General features: G+C 66.9%; 20 protein-coding genes and 1 tRNA gene. 4 read left to right on the top strand and 17 right to left on the bottom strand.

All coding sequences use genetic code 11. The annotated features are described in order from the left end of the window. Positions 1 to 5 precede the first annotated feature (5 nt). Complete coding sequence (locus ACSFBE_RS08215; protein WP_435489885.1) at positions 6 to 545, bottom strand: NUDIX domain-containing protein; 540 nt, start codon at positions 543 to 545, stop codon at positions 6 to 8. 22 nt (positions 546 to 567) lie between these two features. Next, a complete protein-coding gene (cysM, locus tag ACSFBE_RS08210; RefSeq protein WP_435489884.1) occupies positions 568 to 1,470 on the bottom strand; it encodes a cysteine synthase CysM in 903 nt (300 codons plus the stop codon). A 41-nt stretch (positions 1,471 to 1,511) separates the two neighbouring features. Here cysM and ACSFBE_RS08205 point away from each other — a divergent pair. Continuing rightward, positions 1,512 to 1,596, top strand: a tRNA-Leu gene (locus ACSFBE_RS08205). 71 nt (positions 1,597 to 1,667) lie between these two features. Here ACSFBE_RS08205 and ACSFBE_RS08200 read toward each other — a convergent pair. The 7 genes from ACSFBE_RS08200 to ACSFBE_RS08170 all read right to left on the bottom strand — a co-directional run bounded on the left by ACSFBE_RS08200 (position 1,668) and on the right by ACSFBE_RS08170 (position 8,931). Beyond that, entirely contained in the window at positions 1,668 to 2,618 is a 951-nt protein-coding gene (locus tag ACSFBE_RS08200; RefSeq protein ID WP_435489883.1) for a hypothetical protein, read from the bottom strand. 158 nt (positions 2,619 to 2,776) lie between these two features. After that, the gene (locus tag ACSFBE_RS08195; RefSeq protein ID WP_435489882.1) at positions 2,777 to 3,016 is read right to left on the bottom strand and encodes a hypothetical protein; all 240 of its coding nucleotides are present in this window, start codon (positions 3,014 to 3,016) and stop codon (positions 2,777 to 2,779) included. Positions 3,017 to 3,206: 190 nt separating this feature from the next. After that, on the bottom strand, positions 3,207 to 3,386 hold the full coding sequence (locus ACSFBE_RS08190; RefSeq protein WP_435489881.1) for a DUF3606 domain-containing protein: 180 nt from the start codon (positions 3,384 to 3,386) through the stop codon (positions 3,207 to 3,209). 124 nt (positions 3,387 to 3,510) lie between these two features. Further along, the gene (locus ACSFBE_RS08185) at positions 3,511 to 5,139 is read right to left on the bottom strand and encodes a putative bifunctional diguanylate cyclase/phosphodiesterase (protein ID WP_435489880.1); all 1,629 of its coding nucleotides are present in this window, start codon (positions 5,137 to 5,139) and stop codon (positions 3,511 to 3,513) included. Between the two features lie 38 nt (positions 5,140 to 5,177). Next, positions 5,178 to 6,662: a sensor domain-containing diguanylate cyclase gene (locus tag ACSFBE_RS08180; RefSeq protein WP_435489879.1), complete on the bottom strand. Its 1,485-nt coding sequence runs from the start codon at positions 6,660 to 6,662 to the stop codon at positions 5,178 to 5,180. 17 nt (positions 6,663 to 6,679) lie between these two features. Next, positions 6,680 to 7,933 (bottom strand): cation:proton antiporter, encoded by a 1,254-nt coding sequence (locus ACSFBE_RS08175; RefSeq protein WP_435489878.1) that lies wholly within the window; start codon positions 7,931 to 7,933, stop codon positions 6,680 to 6,682. A gap of 68 nt (positions 7,934 to 8,001) precedes the next feature. Then, a complete protein-coding gene (locus ACSFBE_RS08170) occupies positions 8,002 to 8,931 on the bottom strand; it encodes an SDR family oxidoreductase (protein ID WP_435489877.1) in 930 nt (309 codons plus the stop codon). 41 nt (positions 8,932 to 8,972) lie between these two features. On the opposite strand from ACSFBE_RS08170, the gene ACSFBE_RS08165 reads away from it, so the two are divergent. Next, a complete protein-coding gene (locus ACSFBE_RS08165; RefSeq protein WP_435489876.1) occupies positions 8,973 to 10,037 on the top strand; it encodes a CDP-6-deoxy-delta-3,4-glucoseen reductase in 1,065 nt (354 codons plus the stop codon). A gap of 43 nt (positions 10,038 to 10,080) precedes the next feature. Continuing rightward, complete coding sequence (locus ACSFBE_RS08160) at positions 10,081 to 11,061, top strand: Bug family tripartite tricarboxylate transporter substrate binding protein (protein WP_435489875.1); 981 nt, start codon at positions 10,081 to 10,083, stop codon at positions 11,059 to 11,061. Positions 11,062 to 11,197: 136 nt separating this feature from the next. Here ACSFBE_RS08160 and ACSFBE_RS08155 read toward each other — a convergent pair whose 3' ends face one another. The 8 genes from ACSFBE_RS08155 to ACSFBE_RS08120 all read right to left on the bottom strand — a co-directional run bounded on the left by ACSFBE_RS08155 (position 11,198) and on the right by ACSFBE_RS08120 (position 20,287). Then, positions 11,198 to 11,959, bottom strand: coding sequence for an ABC transporter ATP-binding protein (locus ACSFBE_RS08155; RefSeq protein ID WP_435489874.1), 762 nt, complete (start codon positions 11,957 to 11,959; stop codon positions 11,198 to 11,200). 1 nt (position 11,960) lies between these two features. Further along, complete coding sequence (locus tag ACSFBE_RS08150) at positions 11,961 to 12,731, bottom strand: ABC transporter ATP-binding protein (RefSeq protein WP_435489873.1); 771 nt, start codon at positions 12,729 to 12,731, stop codon at positions 11,961 to 11,963. A 19-nt stretch (positions 12,732 to 12,750) separates the two neighbouring features. After that, a complete protein-coding gene (locus tag ACSFBE_RS08145; protein ID WP_435489872.1) occupies positions 12,751 to 13,920 on the bottom strand; it encodes a branched-chain amino acid ABC transporter permease in 1,170 nt (389 codons plus the stop codon). A gap of 13 nt (positions 13,921 to 13,933) precedes the next feature. Beyond that, positions 13,934 to 14,863 (bottom strand): branched-chain amino acid ABC transporter permease, encoded by a 930-nt coding sequence (locus ACSFBE_RS08140; RefSeq protein WP_435454508.1) that lies wholly within the window; start codon positions 14,861 to 14,863, stop codon positions 13,934 to 13,936. A gap of 229 nt (positions 14,864 to 15,092) precedes the next feature. Then, positions 15,093 to 16,382 (bottom strand): replication-associated recombination protein A, encoded by a 1,290-nt coding sequence (locus ACSFBE_RS08135; protein ID WP_435489871.1) that lies wholly within the window; start codon positions 16,380 to 16,382, stop codon positions 15,093 to 15,095. Between the two features lie 61 nt (positions 16,383 to 16,443). Next, positions 16,444 to 17,085 carry an outer membrane lipoprotein periplasmic chaperone LolA gene (gene lolA / locus ACSFBE_RS08130; RefSeq protein ID WP_475539668.1) on the bottom strand — a complete coding sequence of 214 codons (642 nt, stop codon included), beginning with the start codon at positions 17,083 to 17,085 and terminating at the stop codon, positions 16,444 to 16,446. Between the two features lie 10 nt (positions 17,086 to 17,095). Next, entirely contained in the window at positions 17,096 to 19,483 is a 2,388-nt protein-coding gene (locus ACSFBE_RS08125; RefSeq protein WP_435489870.1) for a DNA translocase FtsK, read from the bottom strand. 129 nt (positions 19,484 to 19,612) lie between these two features. Next, positions 19,613 to 20,287: a Crp/Fnr family transcriptional regulator gene (locus ACSFBE_RS08120; protein ID WP_435454505.1), complete on the bottom strand. Its 675-nt coding sequence runs from the start codon at positions 20,285 to 20,287 to the stop codon at positions 19,613 to 19,615. A gap of 162 nt (positions 20,288 to 20,449) precedes the next feature. Here ACSFBE_RS08120 and trxB point away from each other — a divergent pair, with 162 nt between their 5' ends. Further along, a complete protein-coding gene (trxB, locus tag ACSFBE_RS08115) occupies positions 20,450 to 21,400 on the top strand; it encodes a thioredoxin-disulfide reductase (RefSeq protein ID WP_435489869.1) in 951 nt (316 codons plus the stop codon). Positions 21,401 to 21,564 lie beyond the last annotated feature (164 nt).

Genomic DNA, 21,564 nt, shown 5'->3' with positions numbered 1-21,564 from the left:
GATTGTCATGCGTCCGAGGGCGCCGGTCGAGGCCACTCGACGAATTCGGGTTCGTGGCCGCGGCTGCGCAGCCAGTCGGCCAATGCATAACCGGTGCCCGCCGGCCAGCATCGGAGGTCCTGCAGATCGTAAAGGCGGTAATCGACCAGTTCCGGCGACAGGCGCACCTCGCCGTCGGCCACCACATGGTAGGCAATGATCACCTGGTTCATGCGCTGGAAATCGTAGACGCCGACCAGGTGCACCGCGCTGGCCTCCAGGTCCGTCTCTTCCTTCACCTCACGGACGATGCCGGCTTGCGGCGTCTCGCCGGCCTCCATGAAGCCGGTGATGAGCGCGTACATCTTGTGCTGCCAGGCCGCGTTGCGCGCCAGCAGGACCTGGCCGCGGTATTCAACGATGGCCGCCAGCACCGGCGTCGGGTTGTTCCAGTGCGTCCAGTCGCAGGACGGACAGCGCAGGCGCATCGTCGGGCCGCTGTCTTCGACCCGTTCGATGTGCGCCAGCGGTGTGGCGCAGGCCGGGCAGAAGGTGGGCTGGAACACGGTCGAGCTCAGTGGGGGGACATCAGGCCGGGAACACGCCGGTCGAGAGGTATCGGTCGCCGCGGTCGCACACCACGAAGACGATGGTCGCGTTCTCCACCGTCTTCGCGATCTGCAGGGCCGCCCACAGTGCGCCGGCTGCCGAGATGCCGCCGAAGATGCCTTCCTCGCGCGCCAGGCGCCGCGCCATCTCCTCGGCATCGTCCTGGCTGACGTTCACTACCTGGTCGACCCGGCTCGGATCGTAGATCTTGGGCAGGTATTCCTGCGGCCACTTGCGGATGCCCGGAATGCGCGAACCCTCTTCCGGCTGGGCACCGACGATCTGGATCGCAGGGTTCTTTTCCTTCAGGAAGCGCGACACGCCGGTGATGGTGCCGGTGGTCCCCATGGCGCTCACGAAATGGGTGACCTTGCCTTTCGTGTCGTCCCAGATCTCCGGGCCGGTCGTCTCGTAGTGGATGCGCGGGTTGTCGGGGTTGGCGAACTGGTCGAGCACCCGGCCCTTGCCCTGCACGACCATCTGGTCGGCCAGATCGCGGGCGTATTCCATGCCGCCGCTCTTGGGCGTCAGCACGAGTTCGGCACCGAACGCCTTCATCGTCTGCGCGCGTTCGATCGACAGGTCCTCCGGCATGATCAGCACCATGCGATAGCCCTTGATGGCCGCGGCCATCGCCAGCGCGATGCCGGTGTTGCCGGAGGTCGCCTCGATCAGCGTGTCGCCGGGCTTGATTTCGCCGCGCTCCTCGGCGCGCTTGATCATCGACAGCGCCGGGCGGTCCTTGACCGAGCCGGCCGGATTGTTGCCTTCGAGCTTGCCCAGGATCACGTTGCCGCGTCGCGCATTCTCGGCCGCGTCGATGCGCTGCAGCGCGACCAGCGGCGTCTTGCCGATCGCGTCTTCGATGGTCGGATACTTCATGCCGAGCACTGTGCCATAATTTTCGGCTGCACTCTTCCCGTGCCCGGGTGGTGAAATTGGTAGACGCAGGGGACTCAAAATCCCCCGCCGCAAGGCGTGCCGGTTCGATTCCGGCCCCGGGCACCACGGATTTAGGAGAGCTGCACAGGTCGGTGCCGACGAGCGCGCAGCCAAGCTACCCGCTGCCGGCCCCCATCTCACAGGTCGCGGGCACGGCCACCCAACGTCGCACAGTAGGCCGCGACGAGCGCGCCGATGACCAGCGCGATGAACAGCCACAGCGAGCCGTAGGCCGCCGTCTTGCGTGCCGCATCCGCCGCAGCCTTGGTCTTCGTCACGGCTTCGTCCGTCGATGCCTTGGCGCGCGCGAACATGTCGGTGACGCGCTTCTCCGCATCCTGCTGGCTGATTCCGGTGCGCTGCGCGACGATCTGCGCGACATAGCGGTTGTCTTCGGGCGTCATCGATCCGCTGCGCAGGCTGGCGGCGAAGATTCGGCCGAGTTCCGCGGTGGGCACCTGCCCCTGGGGGGCGGTGTCTGTCTGGCCCGCGGCCGGTGCGCCCGGTTCCTTGCGCATCAATCCGTCGACCCAATAGCCCATCGGACCGGACGCGGAATCGTCGCTCGAGCGACTGGCACCCATCGCACTGGCCGCAGTGCTCACTGCGCCACCGGCCAGGCTCGCGCCGGCGCGCACACCGGCGCCCAGCGTGGCGCCTGCCGCAGACATCAGGAGCGCCGCCGTCACCAGGGTCGCAGCGCCCCAGGCCAGGAAGCCGTGGGCGGTGTCGCGAAAGCGTGCTTCGTCGGTGCGGATGCTGCTCCACTTGGCACGCAGCCGGCCCGCCAGATAGCCGCCCAGCCCCGAGGCGGCCACTTGGGTGAAGGTGATCCAGAACACGCCGGCGATCCCGATCGTCCTGGCTTCGGCGCCCTCGCCTTCCCAGGGGGACGCCACGCCGAGGCCCATGCCGGCACCCAGCAGCACCATGATCAAGGTGAGTGCGGCGGCGGCCGTGGCACCGGCGAAGATGGCGGACCAGGAGACGCCGCTCGTGGCGGGCCCTGCATCGTCGAGCCGATGGTCGTATCGGGCCTCGCTTCTCGGCTCGTTGGCGGTTTCGTTGGGGAATGCGTAGCTGCTCATCTCGGTCTCCTCATGGTTCGGGCTGTCAGGAGACGTGTCCGCCCTGAGACGCTGCGTACGTCTGCGACGATTCGTGACGTAGGCGCCGAGGAACCCATGTAAGCAGTGCAACAAGGAGCACCCGACCCACCAGGACAAAGGTGGTGTAGTCCGCTTGGTTATCGCACGCTGGCCCAGGCCGTGACGCGCTGCCAGGCCGACGACATCAGTCCATGGCGGGCTCGGCGCGTACGCGCCAGCTGTGCCGCATGCCGTCGCTGAACCACCGAGTCGAGCGCATCGGCCACCAGCCCGGCATTGAGATCGCCACGCATGCCTTGCAGTCGCAGGCGAAGGGCGATGTTGTCCAGGTCTTCGACGCTCAGGCGCGCCGCGCGCATGTCCCGGTCGACCCTCACAGGGCCTCCCTGCGAAGGGAAGGCGCCGAAGAAACGCCCTGCTGCTCGAGCGGAGCGTGGGCGGTAACGGGAGAGAAAGTGCGCTGTGCCATGTAATCAATTGTGTTTAATTGTGGCCGGCACCGCAAGGGAAAACCTCACACTTTAGTTCACATTGATGACCGCCTCGGCCGGTCCTTCGGCCCGGCGGTCACGGCATGCCGAGGTAGCAACGCACGTCCTGAGCGGAAGTACCCACTTCGGCCACAGCGGTGCGCAAGTGGTATTCGTCGACACCCAGCGTGTCGAGCCAATATTCCAGGGCCTGGCCCTCGGTCACGTCGATCGAACGGGTCTCGATGGCGCCGCTGGCGTGGGTCGGTTCGTGCATGTCGGTCTCCGGTGCGTAAGAAAGCGGGGGAGCTTCTTCGCTGCGGCCGCACCCCGCTGCCGGACAAGAACGCATCGAGGCGCAAGCACGTGCCGATGCACACGCCCTCCCCGGGCTGCGGGCTTCAGCAGCAGTCCGGCGCGCGCCCCCACAGTGGGGCCCGCTCATACGCGACGATCCAGCCGGGCAGCGCCTCGGCCGGCATCGGGCGGGCGATGCCGTAACCCTGCCCGAGCGTGCAGCCCAGGTCCATCAGGACGCGGCCGTGCGCCACCGACTCGACACCCTCGGCGATCGCCTTGCGGCCGAGCCCCTTGGCCAGCAGCAGGATGCCCTTGACGATGGCCTGGTCCTCGGCGTTGTCGATCACGCCGTTGACGAAGGACTGGTCGAGCTTGAGCGCAGCCACCGGCAAGCGGCGCAGGTAGGTCAGCGACGAATAGCCGGTGCCGAAATCGTCCATCGCGACCGGTACGCCGAGCGTCTTGCAGGCCTCGATGAAGCGAGTGACGGTGGTGAAGTCCTTGATGGCGCTGGTCTCCAGGATCTCCAGCTCGAGCGCGCCGGCCGGCAACTGCGGATGCCGCGCCAGGTGCGCCGCCAGCCGTTCGAGGAAATCGGGTCGCTGCATGTGGCGTGGATTGATGTTCACGCTCACCGAGGTGCCGACACCATCGGCATGCCAGTGTGCCGCCTGTTGCAGCGCCTCGCCGATGGCCCAGTCGCCCAACTGCTCCACCAGCTCGTGGTCTTCGATGTGCGGAATGAAATCGCCCGGCTGCAGTTCGCCGTGCGTCGGATGCCGCCAGCGGATCAGCGCTTCGGCGCCGATGACGCGGCCGCAGCGCATGTCGACCTTGGGCTGGTATGCGAGCCAGAGTTCGCCGCGGCCCAGGCCCTCGGCCATGGCCCGCCGCAGTTCGAGCGCCTCCTGCTCCTCGAGCGCCTGGCCGGCATCGAAGAAATGCAACTGGTTACCGCCGGCGCGCTTGGCGAAGAAGACGGCGTGCTGCGCATGCTGCAGCATCACCTCGGTCGGCTGTTCAGCGTCGGCCATCAGCGCCACGCCCACGCTGGCCTGCAGCCGTGCGGTCCGGTCCTGCAGGCGGAACGGGTGTGCCAGCCGGGCGAGCAGTTGGGCCACCAGGTTCTCGCACTGCTGGCGGCTGCCGACCGAGACGGCCAGCGCGAATTCGTCGCCGCCCACGCGCGCCACGATGGCCTCGTGCGGCAGCCCGGCCTTGAGCCGGCGCGCCACCTCGCGCAGCACGCCGTCACCGCCGCTCGGCGTGAAATGTTCGTTGATGTCGCGGAAGCGGTCCAGGTCCAGGTAGCAGACCGCCAGCAGCCGGCCCCCGCGCAGGTTCAGCCGCTGGCGCAGCTCCTCCACCGAGGCCATTCGGTTGGGCAGCCGGGTCAGCGCGTCGTGGCGGGCGACGAAATCCAAGCGCCCGGCGCGCACACCGCGCGCGGCCGGCGTAAAGGACCAGAGCACGCAGGAATCGTCCATGCGTTCGGCCCGGGCGTCGACCCGCACCGCACCGCCCTCCCGGGCGCGCAGCACGAGGCTGGTGCCATCGACGCCGCCCCGCGCAGGCACCGGCATCGCGGTCGCATCGGGCTGGACATCGGAGAACGGCAGATCGAGCAGCGCACCGACCGGATAAGTCAGCAGCTGATGGGCATCCTCGTCGGCCCACAGGATCCGCCCGTCGCAGATTTTCAGGTGGCCGGTCAGGGTGCGCGCGAGCATGGGAGAGGGCAAAGGTGCAAGGAGGTCGGATTGTCGACTCAGACCGGGCGGCCCGAGAGCGGTGCGTCGTCGCTGGGGACTTTGGCGCGGGTCTCGTAGTGCAGCGCCTTGTCGCGGTACATCGCCTTGTCGGCGCGCAGCAGCGCGTTCTCGAGGGGCTCACCCACTTCGCAGGTTGCCAGCCCGATGGCCAGGCTGAGCACATGGCCGCTGCGGCCGGCATAGAACTGATTGTTGAGGTCGACCATCGACAGGATGCGCTCGCGCACCGCCTCGGCGCCGCGCTCGTCGGTGGCCGGCATCAGCACCGCGAACTCGTCGCCGCCGACACGCGCCGGCCAGGCCGGGCTCTCGATCGCCTGGCTCAGCACCTCGCCGACCCGCCGCAGCAGCGCATCGCCGGCGGCGTGGCCTTCCTCGTCGTTCACTTGCTTCAGTCCATTCAGGTCGATCAGCAGCACCGACACCGGCCACGGGCCCTTGCGGTTGAGGCGGTTCAGCTCCTCGGTGTAGAAGGTCCGGTTGCGCAGCTGGGTCAGCACGTCGTGCTTGCCGAGGTACTCGAGGTAGGCCTCGGCCTTCTTGCGGGCGGTGATGTCCATCAGCGAGACGAGCACCATGCTCCAGTCGTGCAGGTGGGCTTCGAGCACCGCGAACTGCATGTGGATGTTGACCAGGTCGCCGTTGAGCGAATAGTTGATCACCTCGCGGTGCTGCAGCGTCTTGCCGGCCCACAGGTCCTGCAGTTGCTCCGCGAAGGAGTCGCGCATCTCGTCCCGGAAGATGCGCGGAATGTTCTCGAGCAGCATGCGGCGATCGTCGGCCGCGAACATGCGCAGCGTCTCGCGGTTGACGTCGATCACCCGGATCTCCTCGATGCAGCGGGTGACGAATTCCGGGTGGACCTTCAGGAACGTGTTGAAGTCGGTGATGCCGCGCTGGCGGATGTCGTCCAGCAAGCGCTTGACGGCACTGAAGTCCTCGACCCACAGGGACACCGGCGAATGCTCGAACAGCCCGCTGGCGTACTGCGCGCTGGCCTCGCGCTCGCGCACCGCCTTCATGCGCGCCGTGATGTCGTCGAGCGACACCAGCACCCGGTCCCAGGTGGTTTCGTGGCCCGGCAGGATACGCACCCGCAGCTGCACGTCGAGCCGCCGGCCGTCGAGCGTGTAGTTGACGGTGGTGTTCTCGTAGAGCAGCTTGCCCTGCCAGAGCTGGTCGAGCTCGTGGGTCATCAGCTCGGCCATGTCGCCGCTGAAGATCTGGCCGAGGCCGGCGACCAATGCCGCATGGTCTGCGGCGCCGAACAGGTCGAGCGTGGTCTGGTTGACCTTCAACACCTGGATCGACGCCATGCATTCGCCCACGCGCGACGGATCGGCGCGCAGATGGGCCACCAAGTCCTGCACGCCCTCGGCCCGCCAGCGTTCGAAGATCCGGCGCACCTGGCTGAAGTCCTCCACCCACAACGACACCGGCGCCAGGTCGAACATGGACTCGAAATCGGTCAGCTGAGACATGGTGCTTCTTCGTGGCGTCAGGCCGGGGCGCGCAGGGCGTTCGGCTTGGGTGCGCGCGTCACCCGGTTGAACAGCGGCGTGGCCATCAAGGTGCTGAGGATCGCCATCAGCACCAGAATCGAGAACAGCCCGGGCTCGATCACGCCGGCCTGCAGGCCGATGTTGATGATGATCAGCTCCATCAGGCCGCGTGCGTTCATCAGCGAACCGATGGCCATCGCATCGCGATTGCTCTCGCCGGAAGCGCGCGCTGCGGCCCAGCAGGCGAGGCCCTTGCCGCAGAACGAGGCCGCCAGGATCGCCACCGCCGCCAGCAGGATGCCGGGCTGCATCAGCACCGCCATGCGGGTGTTGAGGCCCGAGTAGGTGAAGAACATCGGCAGCAGGAAGATCACCACGAAGGGTTGCAACTGGGCGCGCAGCTTCTCGGTGAGCGCACCTCGCGGCAGCACCACGCCGAGCAGGAAGCCGCCGAACACGGCGTGGATGCCGATCGCATCCATCGCGAACGCGCTCAGCGCGAACAGCACGAGCACGGTGGCCAGCAGCGTCGCGCTCAAGGGTGCGTCGGGCCGTACATGGGCGGCCAGCCGCTTCAGCAGCCGCGAGCCGATGAAGATCATGAAGAGCGCGTAGGCGATGCCGCCGCCGATGGCCGCGTAGGCGCCGCCCCAGTGGCCGCCGAAGCTGGCCAGCACGATGGCCAGGATGCACCAGGCGGCGGCGTCGTCCACGGCGCCGGCCGTGAGCGCCAGCGTGCCGAGCGACGTGCCGGCCAGGCCGCGCTCGTGGATGATGCGCGCCAGCATCGGAAAGGCGGTGATGGCGATCGCCGCCCCGAGAAACAGTGCCGCTTCCAGCGGCTTCGCCTTGGCCGAAAACAGGCCGGGAATGGTGAGCAGCCAGGGGATCAGCGCGAAGGCCAGCACGAAGGGCACGAAGATGCCGGCCGCCGACACCGAGACGGCGCTGCGCAAGCGGCTCTTGAAGTGGTCGGCACGGAATTCGGTGCCGACCAGGAACATGTACATGCCGACGCCCAACTGGCCGCCCACATAGAGCATGCCGAGGGTCTCCTTCGGGAACAGCGCACGCTGCACCTCGGGGAAAAACAGGCCCAGCAGCGAGGGACCCAGCGTCACGCCGGCGATCATCTCGCCCACCACCTGCGGCTGGCCGAGCTTCTGCGCCAGGCGCCCGACCAGCTGGCACACGGTGATGATCACCGCGACCTGCAGGAAGAAGTAGACCGAGAGTTGAGTGGTGGGCATGGACGCAGCGCAGTGAAGGGGGAAAGCCGTGACAAATTTCGACTTGGAGATTATGTCCGGGACCGCATTCAAGAAACGGGCCGCAGCCCGCTGGCCACGGTGGGGTGCCGCAAGCGCATCCGCAGTTCGCGCTTCATGCGGCCGTTGTCCAGCCGCCGCGATTCGCCCATGAAGCTCAGCAGCGACACCGGAAGCTGCGCCTGTGCCTCGTCGCGCCCGATGCGCGGCGGGCGCGGCAGGCCGTACAGATCCGCAGCCAGATCGATGTAGTCGCCCATCTTCAGCTCGGTGTCGTCGCTGGCATGGAAGACGCGCTGCCTGCCGCCGCGCCACAGCGCCGCCACGCAGATGCGCGCCAGGTCGTCGGCATGGATGTGGTTGGTGTAGACGTCGTCCTGGCTGCGCAGCACCGGCGTGCCCTTGCGCAGGCGCTCGCGCGGTGTGCCGCCGCTGCGGTCGGGCGCGTAGATGCCCGGGATGCGCAGGATGCGCGTCGCGACGCCGGCCCGTCCCAGCCAGCGCACGGCGCGCTCGGCGTCGACGCGCCGATGAGCGCGCGGGGTGTGCGGGCGGACGGCGCGCGTCTCGTCGATGCGTGCCCCGCCGCAGTCGCCGTAGACGCCGCTGGTCGAGCCGTAGACCAGCGCCGTCGGCAGGGAGCGCTGGCGCAGCGCCCGCACCAGCGCGGTGGTGCGGGCGTCGCGCCACCAGCGGGCGCCTTCCACGTTCGCCGGTGGCGCCAGATGCAGCACGCGGTCGGCCAGGCCGGCCAGCCGGCGCAGGCTTTGCGGTGTATCGAGATCGGCCACCAGCGGGCGCAGGCCGGCGGCACGCAAGGCCGCCACCCGCTCCGGCGACGAGGTGAGTGCGAGCAACTGCACCCGACCGCGCAGGAAAGACGCGGCGCGCAGACCGACATCGCCGCAACCGACGATCAGCACGCGCTGCCGCCGGAAGCGCGCGGGCAGCGCGCCGGGAGGGTTGTTGATTGAGGGCAAAATCCGGGGTTCCCCTGCAGAGACGAACCCGAAGAATACCCATGACGAGCGCACCCCCGCACGAGGCCGGCTTCCAGATCACCGTCGAGCCCAGTGGACGACAGTTCACCGCCCAGGCCGACGAAACCATCCTCGCTGCCGGCATTCGCCAGGGCATCGGCCTGCCTTATGGTTGCAAGGATGGGGCCTGCGGCTCCTGCAAGTGCCGGAAGCTCTCGGGCGAAGTCACCCACGGGCCGCACCAGAGCAAGGCCCTGAGCGCCGAGGAAGAACTTGCCGGCTTCGTGCTGACCTGCTGCGCCCGACCGACCAGCGACGTCATGCTCGAATCACGCCAGGTGACCGAAGCCGGCGCCTTCCCGATCCGCAAGATGCCCTCGCGCGTGCTGGCGCTGTCCAAGCTCTCGCACGACGTGATGATGGTGCGCCTGCAGTTGCCCGCCGGCGAGCCGCTGCAGTTCCATGCCGGCCAGTACGTCGAATTCCTCCTGCGCGACGGCGCGCGCCGCAGCTACTCGATGGCCAACGCGCCGCACACGCTGAGCGAGCCCGGCACCGGCATCGAGCTGCACATCCGCCACCTGCCCGGCGGCAAGTTCACCGACCATGTCTTCGGCGCGATGAAGGAGAAGGAAATCCTGCGCATCGAGGGGCCCTACGGCAGCTTCTTCCTGCGCGAGGACTCCGACAAGCCGATCGTCATGCTCGCCTCGGGCACCGGCTTCGCGCCGATCAAGGCGCTCATCGAGCACATGAAGTTCAAGGGCATCGAACGGCGCGCCACCGTGTACTGGGGCGGCCGCCGGCCCGAAGATCTGTACATGCACGACTGGCTGCGCGCGCAGACGGCCGAGATGCCGAATCTGACCTACGTGCCGGTGGTGTCGAACGCCGTGCCCGACGACAACTGGACCGGCCGCACCGGCTTCGTCCACCGCGCCGTGCTCGAGGACTTCGCCGACCTGTCGGGCCACCAGGTGTACGCCTGCGGTGCCCCGATCGTGGTCGATTCGGCCAAGCGCGACTACATGGCCGAGGCCGGCCTGCCCGAAGAAGAGTTCTACGCGGACGCCTTCACCACCGAGGCCGACAAGGCGCTGCCCTGACCCTCCCCTTCTCCATCAGCAACGCCGGCAACGGCCCACAACAATGAAGACGAGACACTTTCTCCTGGCGGCGCTGGCCGCCGCCGTCACGCTCACCACCCTCGGCACAGCGCCCGTCCTGGCACAGCATCGCCCGATTCGGCTGATCGTTCCCTACGCGGCGGGCGGCCCGATCGACGTCACGGCGCGCATCGTGGCGGAGCGGGTCAAGGATTCGCTGGGCACCGTGATCATCGACAACAAGCCAGGCGCCGGCGGCAACATCGGTGCCGATGCGGTGGCCAAGGCCGCACCGGACGGGCTGACGATCGGCATCGCGGCCACGGCCACCCACGCGGTCAACCCGTGGCTCTACAGCAAGATGCCCTTCAACGCGGCCACCGACTTCGCGCCCATCACGCAGATGGTCCGCGTGCCGAACGTGCTGGTAATGAATGCCGAGACCGCGCAGCGACTGAAGATCAACACGCTGCCCGAACTCATCGCCTACGCCAAGGCCAACCCCGGCAAGCTGAACTACGGCAGCGGCGGCAACGGCAGCGCCGGGCACCTGGCCGGCGAAATGTTCAAGCAGCAGGCCGGCATCTTCGCGCTGCACATCCCCTACAACGGCGGCAACCCGGCCCAGCTCGCGCTGCTGTCGGGCCAGGTCGACTTCAACTTCGACAACCTGGCCACCGCCGCACCGAACATCCGCTCGGGCAAGCTCAAGGCCATCGCCGTGACGACCGCACAGCCCAGCAGCGCCTTGCCTGGCGTGCCGGCCGTGGCCGCGACGCTCAAGGGCTTCGCGATCGACACCTGGTGGGGCCTGGTCGCGCCGGCCGGCACGCCGCCCGACGTGGTCGCCAAGCTGAACCAGGCCTTCGTCGCGGCGCTGAACGCGCCGGAGACGAAGACGCGCTTCGCCACCCTGCTGGCGGAGCCGGTGTCGAATACGCCCGAGCAGTTCGGCGCGTTCATGAAGAGCGAGCTGGCGAAGTACGAAAAGGTGGTGAAGTCGACAGGAGCCAAGGTCGACTGACGGCGTGTCAGCGGCCGGCAAAGCCAGGCCCCTTCGTGAAACACCGCGGAACCGGCTCTGCCGGCCCGCTGGTGTTGCCCCCGGCAGGGGGTGGGCGGGCTACACGAAGTGAGCCCAACCTGGGGGCGAGCAACAGCTATTCGCCCAGATACGCGGCCCGCACCTTGGGGTCGTTGAGCATGACCTTCGCGTCGCCCGCCATGGTGATCAGGCCCGACTCCATGACGTAGCCGCGATCGGCGATCTGCAGCGCGCGGCTGGCGTTCTGCTCGACCAGCAGCACCGTCACGCCCTGGTCGTAGACGTTCTTCACCACCTCGAAGATCTTGTCGACCATGATGGGCGACAGGCCCATCGAGGGCTCGTCGAGCAGCAGCACCTTGGGCTGCGCCATCAGCGCGCGGCCCATGGCGAGCATCTGCTGCTCGCCGCCGGACATGGTGCCGGCCAGCTGGTCCTTGCGTTCCTTCAGCCGCGGGAAGATCGCGAACATGCGTTCGATGTCCGCCGCGATGCCGCCCTTGTCGTTGCGGATGTACGCGCCGATCTGCAGGTTCTCGGTGATGGTCATGCGCGTGAAGACGCCGCGGCCTTCGGGCACCATCACCAGGCCTTCGCCCACCAGGTCCCAGGCGCCGCGTCCCTTGATGCTGCGGCCGAGGAACTGGATGTCGCCGTCGACGAAGGGCAGCGTGCCGGTGATGGCCTTCATCGTGGTCGTCTTGCCGGCGCCGTTGGAGCCGATGAGCGACACCAGCTCGCCCTCGCGCACCTCGAAGTCCACGCCCTTCACGGCCTGGATGCCGCCGTAGGCGACCTTGAGCGCAGTGACCTTCAGCAGGGTCTTGCCCGTCGCGTTGGTGGATGCAGGTGCCGTGGCGGTGATCGTTTCGCTCATCTCAATGTCCTCCGGTGCCGAGATAAGCCTCGATCACCTTTTCGTTCTTCTGCACTTCCGCGGGCGTGCCCTCGGCGATCTGCTTGCCGTAGTCGAGCACCGTGAGGCGGTCGCACAGGCCCATCACCAGCTTCACGTCGTGCTCGATCAGCAGGATGGTGCGGTTGTCCTTGCGGATCTGGCTGATGAGCTCGCGCAGCATCACCTTCTCGGTCGCGTTCATGCCGGCGGCCGGCTCGTCGAGCGCGATGAGCTGCGGGTCGGTCGCCAGGGCCCGCGCGATTTCCAGCCGGCGCTGGTCGCCGTAGCTCAGCGTGCGCGCCTTGTAGTCGGCGAACTTGCCGATGCCGACGTAGTCGAGCAGTTCTTGCGCGCGGTCGGCGATCGCCGCCTCTTCGGCCTTGAAGCTGCTGGTGCGCAGCATGGCGCCGATCACGCCCGAATGCGTGCGCACGTGGCGCCCGACCATCACGTTCTCGAGGGCGGTCATGTCCGCGAAGAGCCGGATGTTCTGGAAGGTGCGCGCGATGCCGGCCTTGGCCACTTCGTGCACGGCCGTCGGCTGGTAGGGCTTGCCGGCCAGCTCGAAGCTTCCGCTGTCGGGCGTGTAGAGCCCGGTGATCACGTTGAAGAAGGTGGTCTTGCCGGCGCCGTTGGGGCCGATCAGGCCGTAGACCTGGCCGCGCTGGATCTTGATGCCGACGTCCGACAGGGCCTGCAGCCCGCCGAAGCGCTTGGAGATGCCGCGGACTTCGAGGATGGTGTCAGTCATGGTCTGGGGTTCCATCCGTTCAGGGGTTGATCGACATCGAACGCGAAGGCTTGTGCGGCACTTCGTCGGCCGGGCTGCCGACGCCCGCAGCGTCGATGGGCGTGGCGTCGCCACCCTTGCGCTTGAGCGACTTGCCATGCTCCGGCGACGGCCACAGGCCGCGCGGACGCACCAGCATGATGACGATCATGGCCAGCGCGATGAACAACTGACGCAGGATGGACGCGTCGAGACGGCCATCGGTCATCGACTGCAGCGGGCCGGCGATGTAGCGCAGCACCTCGGGCAGCGCGGCCAGCAGCACGGCGCCCAGGATCACGCCCGGCAGGTGGCCGATGCCGCCCAGCACCACCATCGCGACGATCATCACCGACTCCATCAGGCTGAAGGACTCGGGCGACACGAAGCTCTGGAAGGACGCGAACATCGCGCCCGACACGCCGCCAAAACTGGCGCCCATGCCGAAGGCCAGCAGCTTCATGTTGCGGGTGTTGATGCCCATCGCCTTCGCGGCGATCTCGTCCTCACGAATGGCCATCCAGGCGCGGCCGATGCGCGACAGCTGCAGGCGGTGCGAAATGATGACGGTGAAGATCACGAGCGCCAGGAACAGGTAGTAGTAGAGCGACACGGAGGAGATCGTGTAGTCGCCCAGCTTGAGCGGCCTGCCGAGGTTCAGCCCCCAGAAGTGCACCGGCTCGATGGCATCCAACCCCTTGGGGCCGTTGGTGATGTTCACCGGATGGTCGAGCGTGTTCAGGAACACGCGGATGATCTCGCCGAAGCCGAGTGTCACGATCGCGAGGTAGTCGCCGCGCAGCCGAAGCGTCGGCGCGCCGAGCAGCACGCCGAAGACCCCGGCCAGCACCAGCGCTAACGGGATCACGATCAGGAGCGGCGCATGCAGCCCACCCGGAAACATCGCCTTGATGGCCGGGAAGGTCTCGGTCAGGTGCGGCGAGCCGAGCAGTGCGTACAGGTAGGCACCGATCGCGAAGAAGGCCACGTAGCCCAGGTCGAGCAGGCCGGCATAGCCGACCACGATGTTCAGGCCCAGCGCCAGCAGCACGTAGAGCAGCGCGATGTCGACAATGCGCACCCAGGCATTGCCCTGGGTCTGCAGCAGCAGCGGCAGCGCAAGCAATGCGATCGCGGCGATCAGGAAGACGATGAGGTTCTTGCTTTTCATGGCGTCTTTTCCTTCAGGCTCGGTCTGCCACTCGCTCACCCAAGAGGCCGGAAGGCCGCACGGTCAGCGTCAGGATCAGGATGACGAAAGCGAAGATGTCGCTGTGCTGGCTGCCCAGCACGCCGCCGGTGACAGTCCCCAGGTAGCCGGCACCGATGGCTTCGATGAGGCCGAGCAGGATGCCGCCGACCACCGCACCGGCCAGGTTGCCGATGCCGCCGAACACGGCGGCCGTGAAGGCCTTGAGGCCGGGACCGAAGCCCATGGCATGTTGCGCGATGCCGTAATTCGACGCGTACATCACGCCGGCAATGGCCGCGAGCACGGCGCCGATGATGAAGGTCGCCGAGATCACCATGTCGGGCCGGATGCCCATGAGCGAGGCGACCCGCGGGTTCTCGGCAGTGGCGCGCATCGCGCGGCCGAGCTTGGTGTAGTTGACCAGCCAGGTCAGAACGGCCAGCGAGATCGCTGTCACCACCAGGATCATGATCTGCGTGGGCGAGATCGAGGCACCGCCGACGACGATCGATTCGCTCGGCAGCAGCGTGGGGTACGCCTTGTTGGTCGGCCGCCAGATGATCATGGCCAGTGTTTGCAGCAGGATCGACATGCCGATCGCCGTGATGAGCGGCGCCAGCTTGGGGCTGTTGCGCAGCGGCCGGTAGGCCACCTTCTCGATCACGAAGTTGAGCGTGGCCGCGACCACGCACGCGATGATCAAGGCCAGCAGCAGGATCAGCCAGCCGGGCGCGCCGGGCATGGCGTCCCGCATCAGGCCGATGACCGTCCAGCTGGTCAGCGCGCCGACCATCAGGACTTCGCCGTGCGCGAAGTTGATGAGGTTGATGATGCCGTACACCATGGTGTAGCCCAAGGCTATCAAGGCATACATGCTGCCGAGAACCAGACCGTTGATGATCTGCTGCAGCAAGATTTCCATAAAGAGTCCCTAATGTGATGGCACCTTTGCGAGGTGCTTTCGCTCCCCTGCAACGCCGGTTTGACGCTGCAGAGCCCATCTAGCAAAAAACCCGCCAGCATGTGGCGCTGGCGGATTTGTGGGCGGGATTGTAGTCAGGAGCATGCGCTGCCATGGTGCAGCCCAGCCGGGGGATTTACCCCTTGACGCGGGGCCGCTTCGATGCCGGCTCGGGGCAATGCCCCTCGCCTTACTTGGCGTCGCCGTTGCGGCGTTGCAGTTCGCGCATCTTCTCGGCGATGCGAATTTCCAGGCCGCGCTCGACCGGCTGGTAGAAGCCGGGCGCGGCCATCCCGTCGGGCAGGTAGCTTTCGCCGGCGGCGAACCCGCCCTCTTCGTCGTGCGCGTAGCGGTAGCCCTTGCCGTAGTCGAGCTCCTTCATGAGCTTCGTCGGGGCATTGCGCAGGTGCATGGGGACGGGGCGCGTGCCGTCCTTCTTGATGAAGGCACGGACTTCGTTGTAGGCCTTGTAGACCGCGTTGGACTTGGGCGCGATGGCCAGGTAGACCACGCATTCGGCCAGGGCGAGTTCACCCTCTGGCGTGCCCAGGCGCTCGTAGACCTCGGCGGCGTCGAGGGCGAGCCGCAGCGCACGCGGGTCGGCCAGGCCGATGTCCTCACTGGCCATGCGCACCAGCCGGCGCGCCATGTAGCGCGGGTCGGCGCCGCCATCGAGCATGCGGACGAACCAGTAGAGCGCGGCGTCGGGGTCGCTGCCGCGCACCGACTTGTGCAGCGCGCTGATGGTGTCATAGAACTGCTCACCACCCTTGTCGTAGCGGCGCATGCGCTCGCCCAGTACCCGCAGCAGCCAGTCGTCGCCGATGCGATCGAGCTTCTCGGCGCGGGCGGCCACGGACAGGGTTTCCAACGTGTTGAGCAACCGACGCGCGTCGCCGTCGGCGTAGGCCACCAGCCGGTCGACCGCCGCGTCGTCGATGGCCGGCACCGCGTCGATCGCCTGTGCCTTGGCGACGATCTGCTTGAGGTCGACTTCGGTCAGTGGCTGCAGCACATAGACCGCCGCGCGCGACAGCAGCGCCGAGTTCACCTCGAAGGACGGGTTCTCGGTGGTCGCGCCGATGAAGGTGAAGAGACCCGACTCCACGTGCGGCAGGAAGGCGTCCTGCTGACTCTTGTTGAAACGGTGCACCTCGTCGACGAAGACGATGGTGCGGCGCTGCTCGAGGCCGTCGCGCGCCACGGTGGCGCGCTCGACGGCTTCGCGGATGTCCTTCACGCCGCCGAGCACGGCGCTGATGCTCAGGAACTGAGCGTCGAAGGCATCGGCCATCAGGCGGGCGATGGTGGTCTTGCCCGTGCCGGGCGGCCCCCACAGGATGCAGGAGTGCGGCTGGCCGGATTCGAAGGCGATGCGCAGGGGCATGCCGGGGCCGAGGAGGTGCTGCTGGCCGATCACCTCGCCCAAGGTTTTCGGACGAAGGCGTTCGGCGAGGGGAGGCAGGGTGGAAATGGCCATGAGCGAGGACCATTCTCGCCGCGGCCCGTTCAGGCCTAGGCGTGCGGCTGGTGTATGGCGGCTATTGCTTGAGCACGTCTGCGCCGGCCGGCGCCTTGAACGCGAAGGCGCCGGCGCCGAGGGCGGGGTTGACCTCGACCTTGCTGAACTTGAGCACCGAGCGCTGGCCGAAGCTGTCCTGGATCTCCAGCGCCGCAAGTGCTTCGCCCTGGAAGCCGACCTGGATGCCCTGCAGTTGTCCGTCCTTGGCCTTCGGCGTGGCCTTGACCCATTGCAAGCCGTCACGCTCCGGTGCCGATTCGAGCGTGAAGTCGGCCTGCAGTGCACGCAGATCGGGTGCGGCAGCGATGAGGGCAGCGGGCGTGGATCCCAACGCCTGTGCCTGCGCCCGTTGCGTCACCTGATTCAGGTCGGCGTCGTAAAGCCAGAGCGTCTTGCCGTCGGCGACGATGGTCTGCGCGAAGGGCTTCTTGTAGTCGAACTTGAACTGGCCTGGGCGCTGGAATTCGAAGGTGCCGGTCGACACCTTCTCGCGCGATGGTTGGCCTTCCTTGGCCGGGGCGGTCACGGTCTGCGTGAACTCGGCGCGACCGGACTTCACGTTCTTCACGAAGGCCTCGAGGCTTTCCATGCCCGCCGCCCAGGTGCTCATCGCGGCACCTGCCATGCAAAGACCGACCCACGATTTCTTCAACGACTGCATCCTGTTCCGTTCATTCGGTGCGCGCAGGCACCAGGATCTCGCGCTGGCCCGCACCGCTCATGGCGCTGACCAGCCCGGCTTTTTCCATGTCCTCGACCAGCCGCGCCGCGCGGTTGTAGCCGATCTTCAGGTGGCGCTGCACCAGCGAAATGCTGGCCTTGCGGTTCTTGAGCACGACCTCGACCGCCTGGTCGTACATCGGGTCCTTCTCGGCATCGCCGCCACCGTCCCCCAATAGATCACCGTCGCCGTCGACGGTTCCGCCTTCCAGCACGCCTTCGATGTAGTCCGGCTCACCCTGGCTCTTGAGGTAAGCCACCACGCGATGCACTTCCTCGTCGCTCACGAACGCACCATGCACCCGAATCGGCAAGCCCGTACCACTCGGCATGTAAAGCATGTCACCCATGCCCAGCAAGGCTTCGGCGCCCATCTGGTCGAGGATGGTCCGCGAGTCGATCTTGCTGGACACCTGAAAGGCGATGCGGGTTGGGATGTTGGCCTTGATGAGGCCGGTGATCACGTCCACGCTCGGCCGCTGCGTCGCCAGGATCAGGTGGATGCCGGCGGCGCGCGCCTTCTGCGCCAGGCGGGCGATGAGCTCTTCGATCTTCTTGCCCACCACCATCATCAGGTCGGCCAGCTCGTCGATGACCACCACGATGTGCGGCTCGCGGCGCAGCGGCTCGGGGTCGTCCGGCGTCAGGCTGAAGGGGTTGTAGACGAACTCCTCGCGCGCCTTGGCTTCATCGATCTTGACGTTGTAGCCCGCCAGGTTGCGCACGCCGAGCTTGCTCATCAGCTTGTAGCGGCGCTCCATCTCGGCCACGCACCAGGTCAGGCCGTGCGCCGCCTGCCGCATGTCGGTGACCACCGGCGCCAGCAGGTGCGGAATGCCCTCGTACACCGACATTTCGAGCATCTTCGGGTCGATCATGAGCAGGCGCACGTCGCGCGCCTCGGCCTTGTAGAGCAGGCTCAGGATCATCGCGTTGATACCGACCGACTTGCCCGAGCCGGTGGTGCCGGCCACCAGCACGTGCGGCATCTTGGCCAGGTCGGCAACAATGGGGTTGCCGATGATGTCCTTGCCCAGACCCATCGTGAGCATCGACTTGCCCTCGTTGTAGACCTGCGAGCCGAGGATTTCGCTGAGCTTGATCGACTGCCGCTTGGCATTCGGCAGTTCGAGCGCCATGTAGTTCTTGCCAGGGATCGTCTCCACCACGCGGATCGACACCAGCGAGAGCGAGCGCGCCAGGTCCTTGGCGAGGCCAACGATCTGCGAACCCTTCACGCCCGTGGCGGGCTCGATCTCGTAGCGGGTGATCACCGGGCCGGGCGAGGCCAGCACCACGCGCACTTCGACGCCGAAGTCCTTGAGCTTCTTCTCGATCATGCGGGAGGTCATCTCCAGCGTGTCGCTCGACACCGTTTCCTGGCGCAACTGGGCCGCGTCGAGCAGGTCGACCTGCGGCAGCTTGCTGTCGGGCAGTTCGCGGAACAGCGGCTTCTGGCGCTCCTTGGCGACGCGATCGCTCTTGGGCACCTCGGTCATGGCCGGCTCGATCTGCACCGGCGGCGGCGCGGGTGCCCGGCGCTTGGGCCGCGGCTCGGGCGGCAGGGTGTCGCCGTCGAGCATCGGCTCACTGTCGCGCTCGCCGGGGTACATGACCTCCTCGCGCTCGCGCGCCGCTTGGCGGCCCAGCGCGATGTCCTCGGCGATCTCGCGCTTTTCCCGGCGCGATTCGAACAGCGAATAGACACGGGCGCCGATGCGCTCGGCGATGTGACTCCACGAGAAGCGGAACACCAGCGCCGAGCCGATGACGCCGCCGGCGATGGCGATGAGGGCCGAACCGGTGAAGCCCATCCACTTCACGCTCAGCGGACCGACGAAATAGCCGAGGATGCCGCCGCCGTGGCCCGGGAGCCGGAACTCCAGCCGGTACAGGCGCGACCACTCGAGCATGGCGCTGGCACACAGCAGCAACACCAGCCCGAACCAGAAGGCGAGCCGACTGCGATTGAATCGGCCCTGGGGCGCGGGCGCCGGTGCGCCACCGGCTTCGCCCCCACGCAGCCATCCGGCCAGCGACGACAGCCACACGCGCAGGCCCGCCGCCAGCGCCCACCAGATGGAATAGCCGCCGAGGAAATAGCTGCCATCGGCGATCCAGGCCCCGATGCGCCCCCCCCAGTTCTTCACCTCGCCGCCCGTGCCGGAGGTCGACCAGGCGGCGTCCGACGGCGTGAAGCTCAGCATGGCGATCAGCCAGAACATCAGGAGGACGAAACCGGCGATCAGGGTGATTTCATGCGCGAAGCGCAAGGCGCGCATGCGCACCGGCGGATCGCCCGCGGTCGGGGACTGGAGGGTGTTCAATGAATAGGTCATGGGCAGCGCAATGCCCCGGCGGTCGAAAAGAACCGCGGGCGCATGAAGACTACAACGGAAAACGGCGTGGACAGGCGCCGGGCGTGGCGTTTGCGCAAAGGGCGGCGGGCGCGGTGGCCGGCCGACGCGTCAAGCCAGCGAGGAGAGCCGATCCTTGACCAGCATCGAGCCATCGGCTTGTGTCTGAACGAAACCACGTTCCTCGAGGTCCTTCATGACGCGGCTGACCATCTCGCGGGATGCACCGACCATTTTGGCCAAGTCCTGGCGCGAAATCTTGTCGCGGATCTTGAGGTTGCCCTGCCCGTCGTCGACGGCGAACTCGATCAGCGAACGGGCGACACGTCCGTAGACGTCCATCAGTGCCAGCGATTCGATCTTGCGGTCGGCGTGGCGCAGGCGCTGCACCAGGCCGCGCATGATGTTGTACGACATCGACGAGTTCTCGGGCAGGCAGCGCGAGAACGCATCGCGATCGAGCATGAGAACGTCGGTCTGGATCTCGGTGCGCACGGTTGCGGAATGCGGCTCGTCGTCGATCAGGCTCATCTCGCCGATGTAGTCGCCCGGCTGGAGCGTGGCCAGGATGACTTCCCGGCCGCGGCTGTCGGTGCTCATCACGCGAGCCCGTCCGGTGAGGATGATGTAGAGGGCGTCGGTCTTCTTGCCCTGCTCCACGATGACTTCGGCGCGCTTGAAACGCTTTTTGACAATTGCGTCGGCAATGCTCGCCGACTGGGTGGGTGTCAGCGCAGCGAACAAAGGCACGCGGCGGAGCAATTCAAGGTTGGACAGCATCGACATTCATCAATCCCCGATAACGCGCGAGTCGATCCTTGATGGATTCATACAATCGCACGCATTGAAAACGTCCCCTCCCGGAGCGGACTCGAACGGTGATACTCAGAGGCAATCACCCCTGAAAATGTACACCCTGATACACGAAAAACCCCAGGTTTTCCATCTATGACGTCGCCACAACACGCAAAGGTTCTTATTTTGGGCTCCGGCCCGGCCGGCTACACAGCTGCAGTCTATGCGGCGCGCGCCAATTTGCAGCCCCTGCTCATCACCGGCATGGCACAAGGGGGACAGCTCATGACCACCACCGAGGTCGACAACTGGCCGGCCGACGTGCACGGCGTGCAAGGCCCGGAACTGATGCAGCGCTTTCTGGAGCATGCCGAGCGCTTCAAGACCCAGATCGTGTTCGACCACATCAGCGAGGTCGACTTCAGCAAGCGCCCCTTCACGCTCAAGGGCGACAGCGGCACCTACACCTGCGACTCGCTGATCATCGCCACCGGCGCCTCGGCCAAATACCTTGGGCTCGATTCGGAACAACGCTTCATGGGCCGCGGCGTGTCCGGCTGCGCTACCTGCGACGGCTTCTTCTATCGGGAACAGGAAGTCTGCGTGGTCGGCGGCGGTAACACGGCGGTCGAAGAAGCCCTGTACCTGTCCAACATCGCCAGCAAAGTCACGCTGGTGCATCGGCGCGACAAGTTCAAGGCCGAACCCATCCTCGTGGACAAGCTGAATGAGAAGGTCGCCGAAGGCAAGATCGTGCTGAAGACGCACCAGGTGCTCGACGAGGTGCTGGGCGACGATTCCGGCGTGACCGGCGTCCGACTCAAGAGCACCGACACCGGGGATACCGAGCAGATCGACCTGAAGGGCTGTTTCATCGCGATCGGCCACCATCCCAACACCGACATCTTCCAGGGCAAGCTCGAGATGAAGGACGGCTACATCGTGACGCGGTCGGGGCTGCAGGGCTTCGCGACGATGACCAGTGTTCCCGGCGTTTTCGCGGCGGGCGACGTGCAGGACAACATCTACCGCCAAGCCATCACCAGCGCCGGGACCGGCTGCATGGCAGCCCTGGACGCCCAGCGCTTCCTCGAGCAGGAATGAGCCGGCCGCCGAGGGCGGCTGCGCCTTCGCGCATCACGCCGTGACGCTCCGGCAGTACTCAAGGCTATAATCCAAGGCTTTGCCGAATTCGCAGCCCTTCACGGGCCGACCGGCAGCCGGGGTACCGCCACCCGTTTCTGGCGAGGTCAAGCTGCAAAACATCT

The sequence above is a fragment of the Variovorax sucrosi genome, from assembly GCF_051216635.1.
In the GTDB taxonomy this organism is placed as follows: domain Bacteria; phylum Pseudomonadota; class Gammaproteobacteria; order Burkholderiales; family Burkholderiaceae_C; genus Variovorax.
Note: the sequence above shows the minus strand (reverse complement) of the source record. Positions and strands in the feature narration are given on the sequence as shown.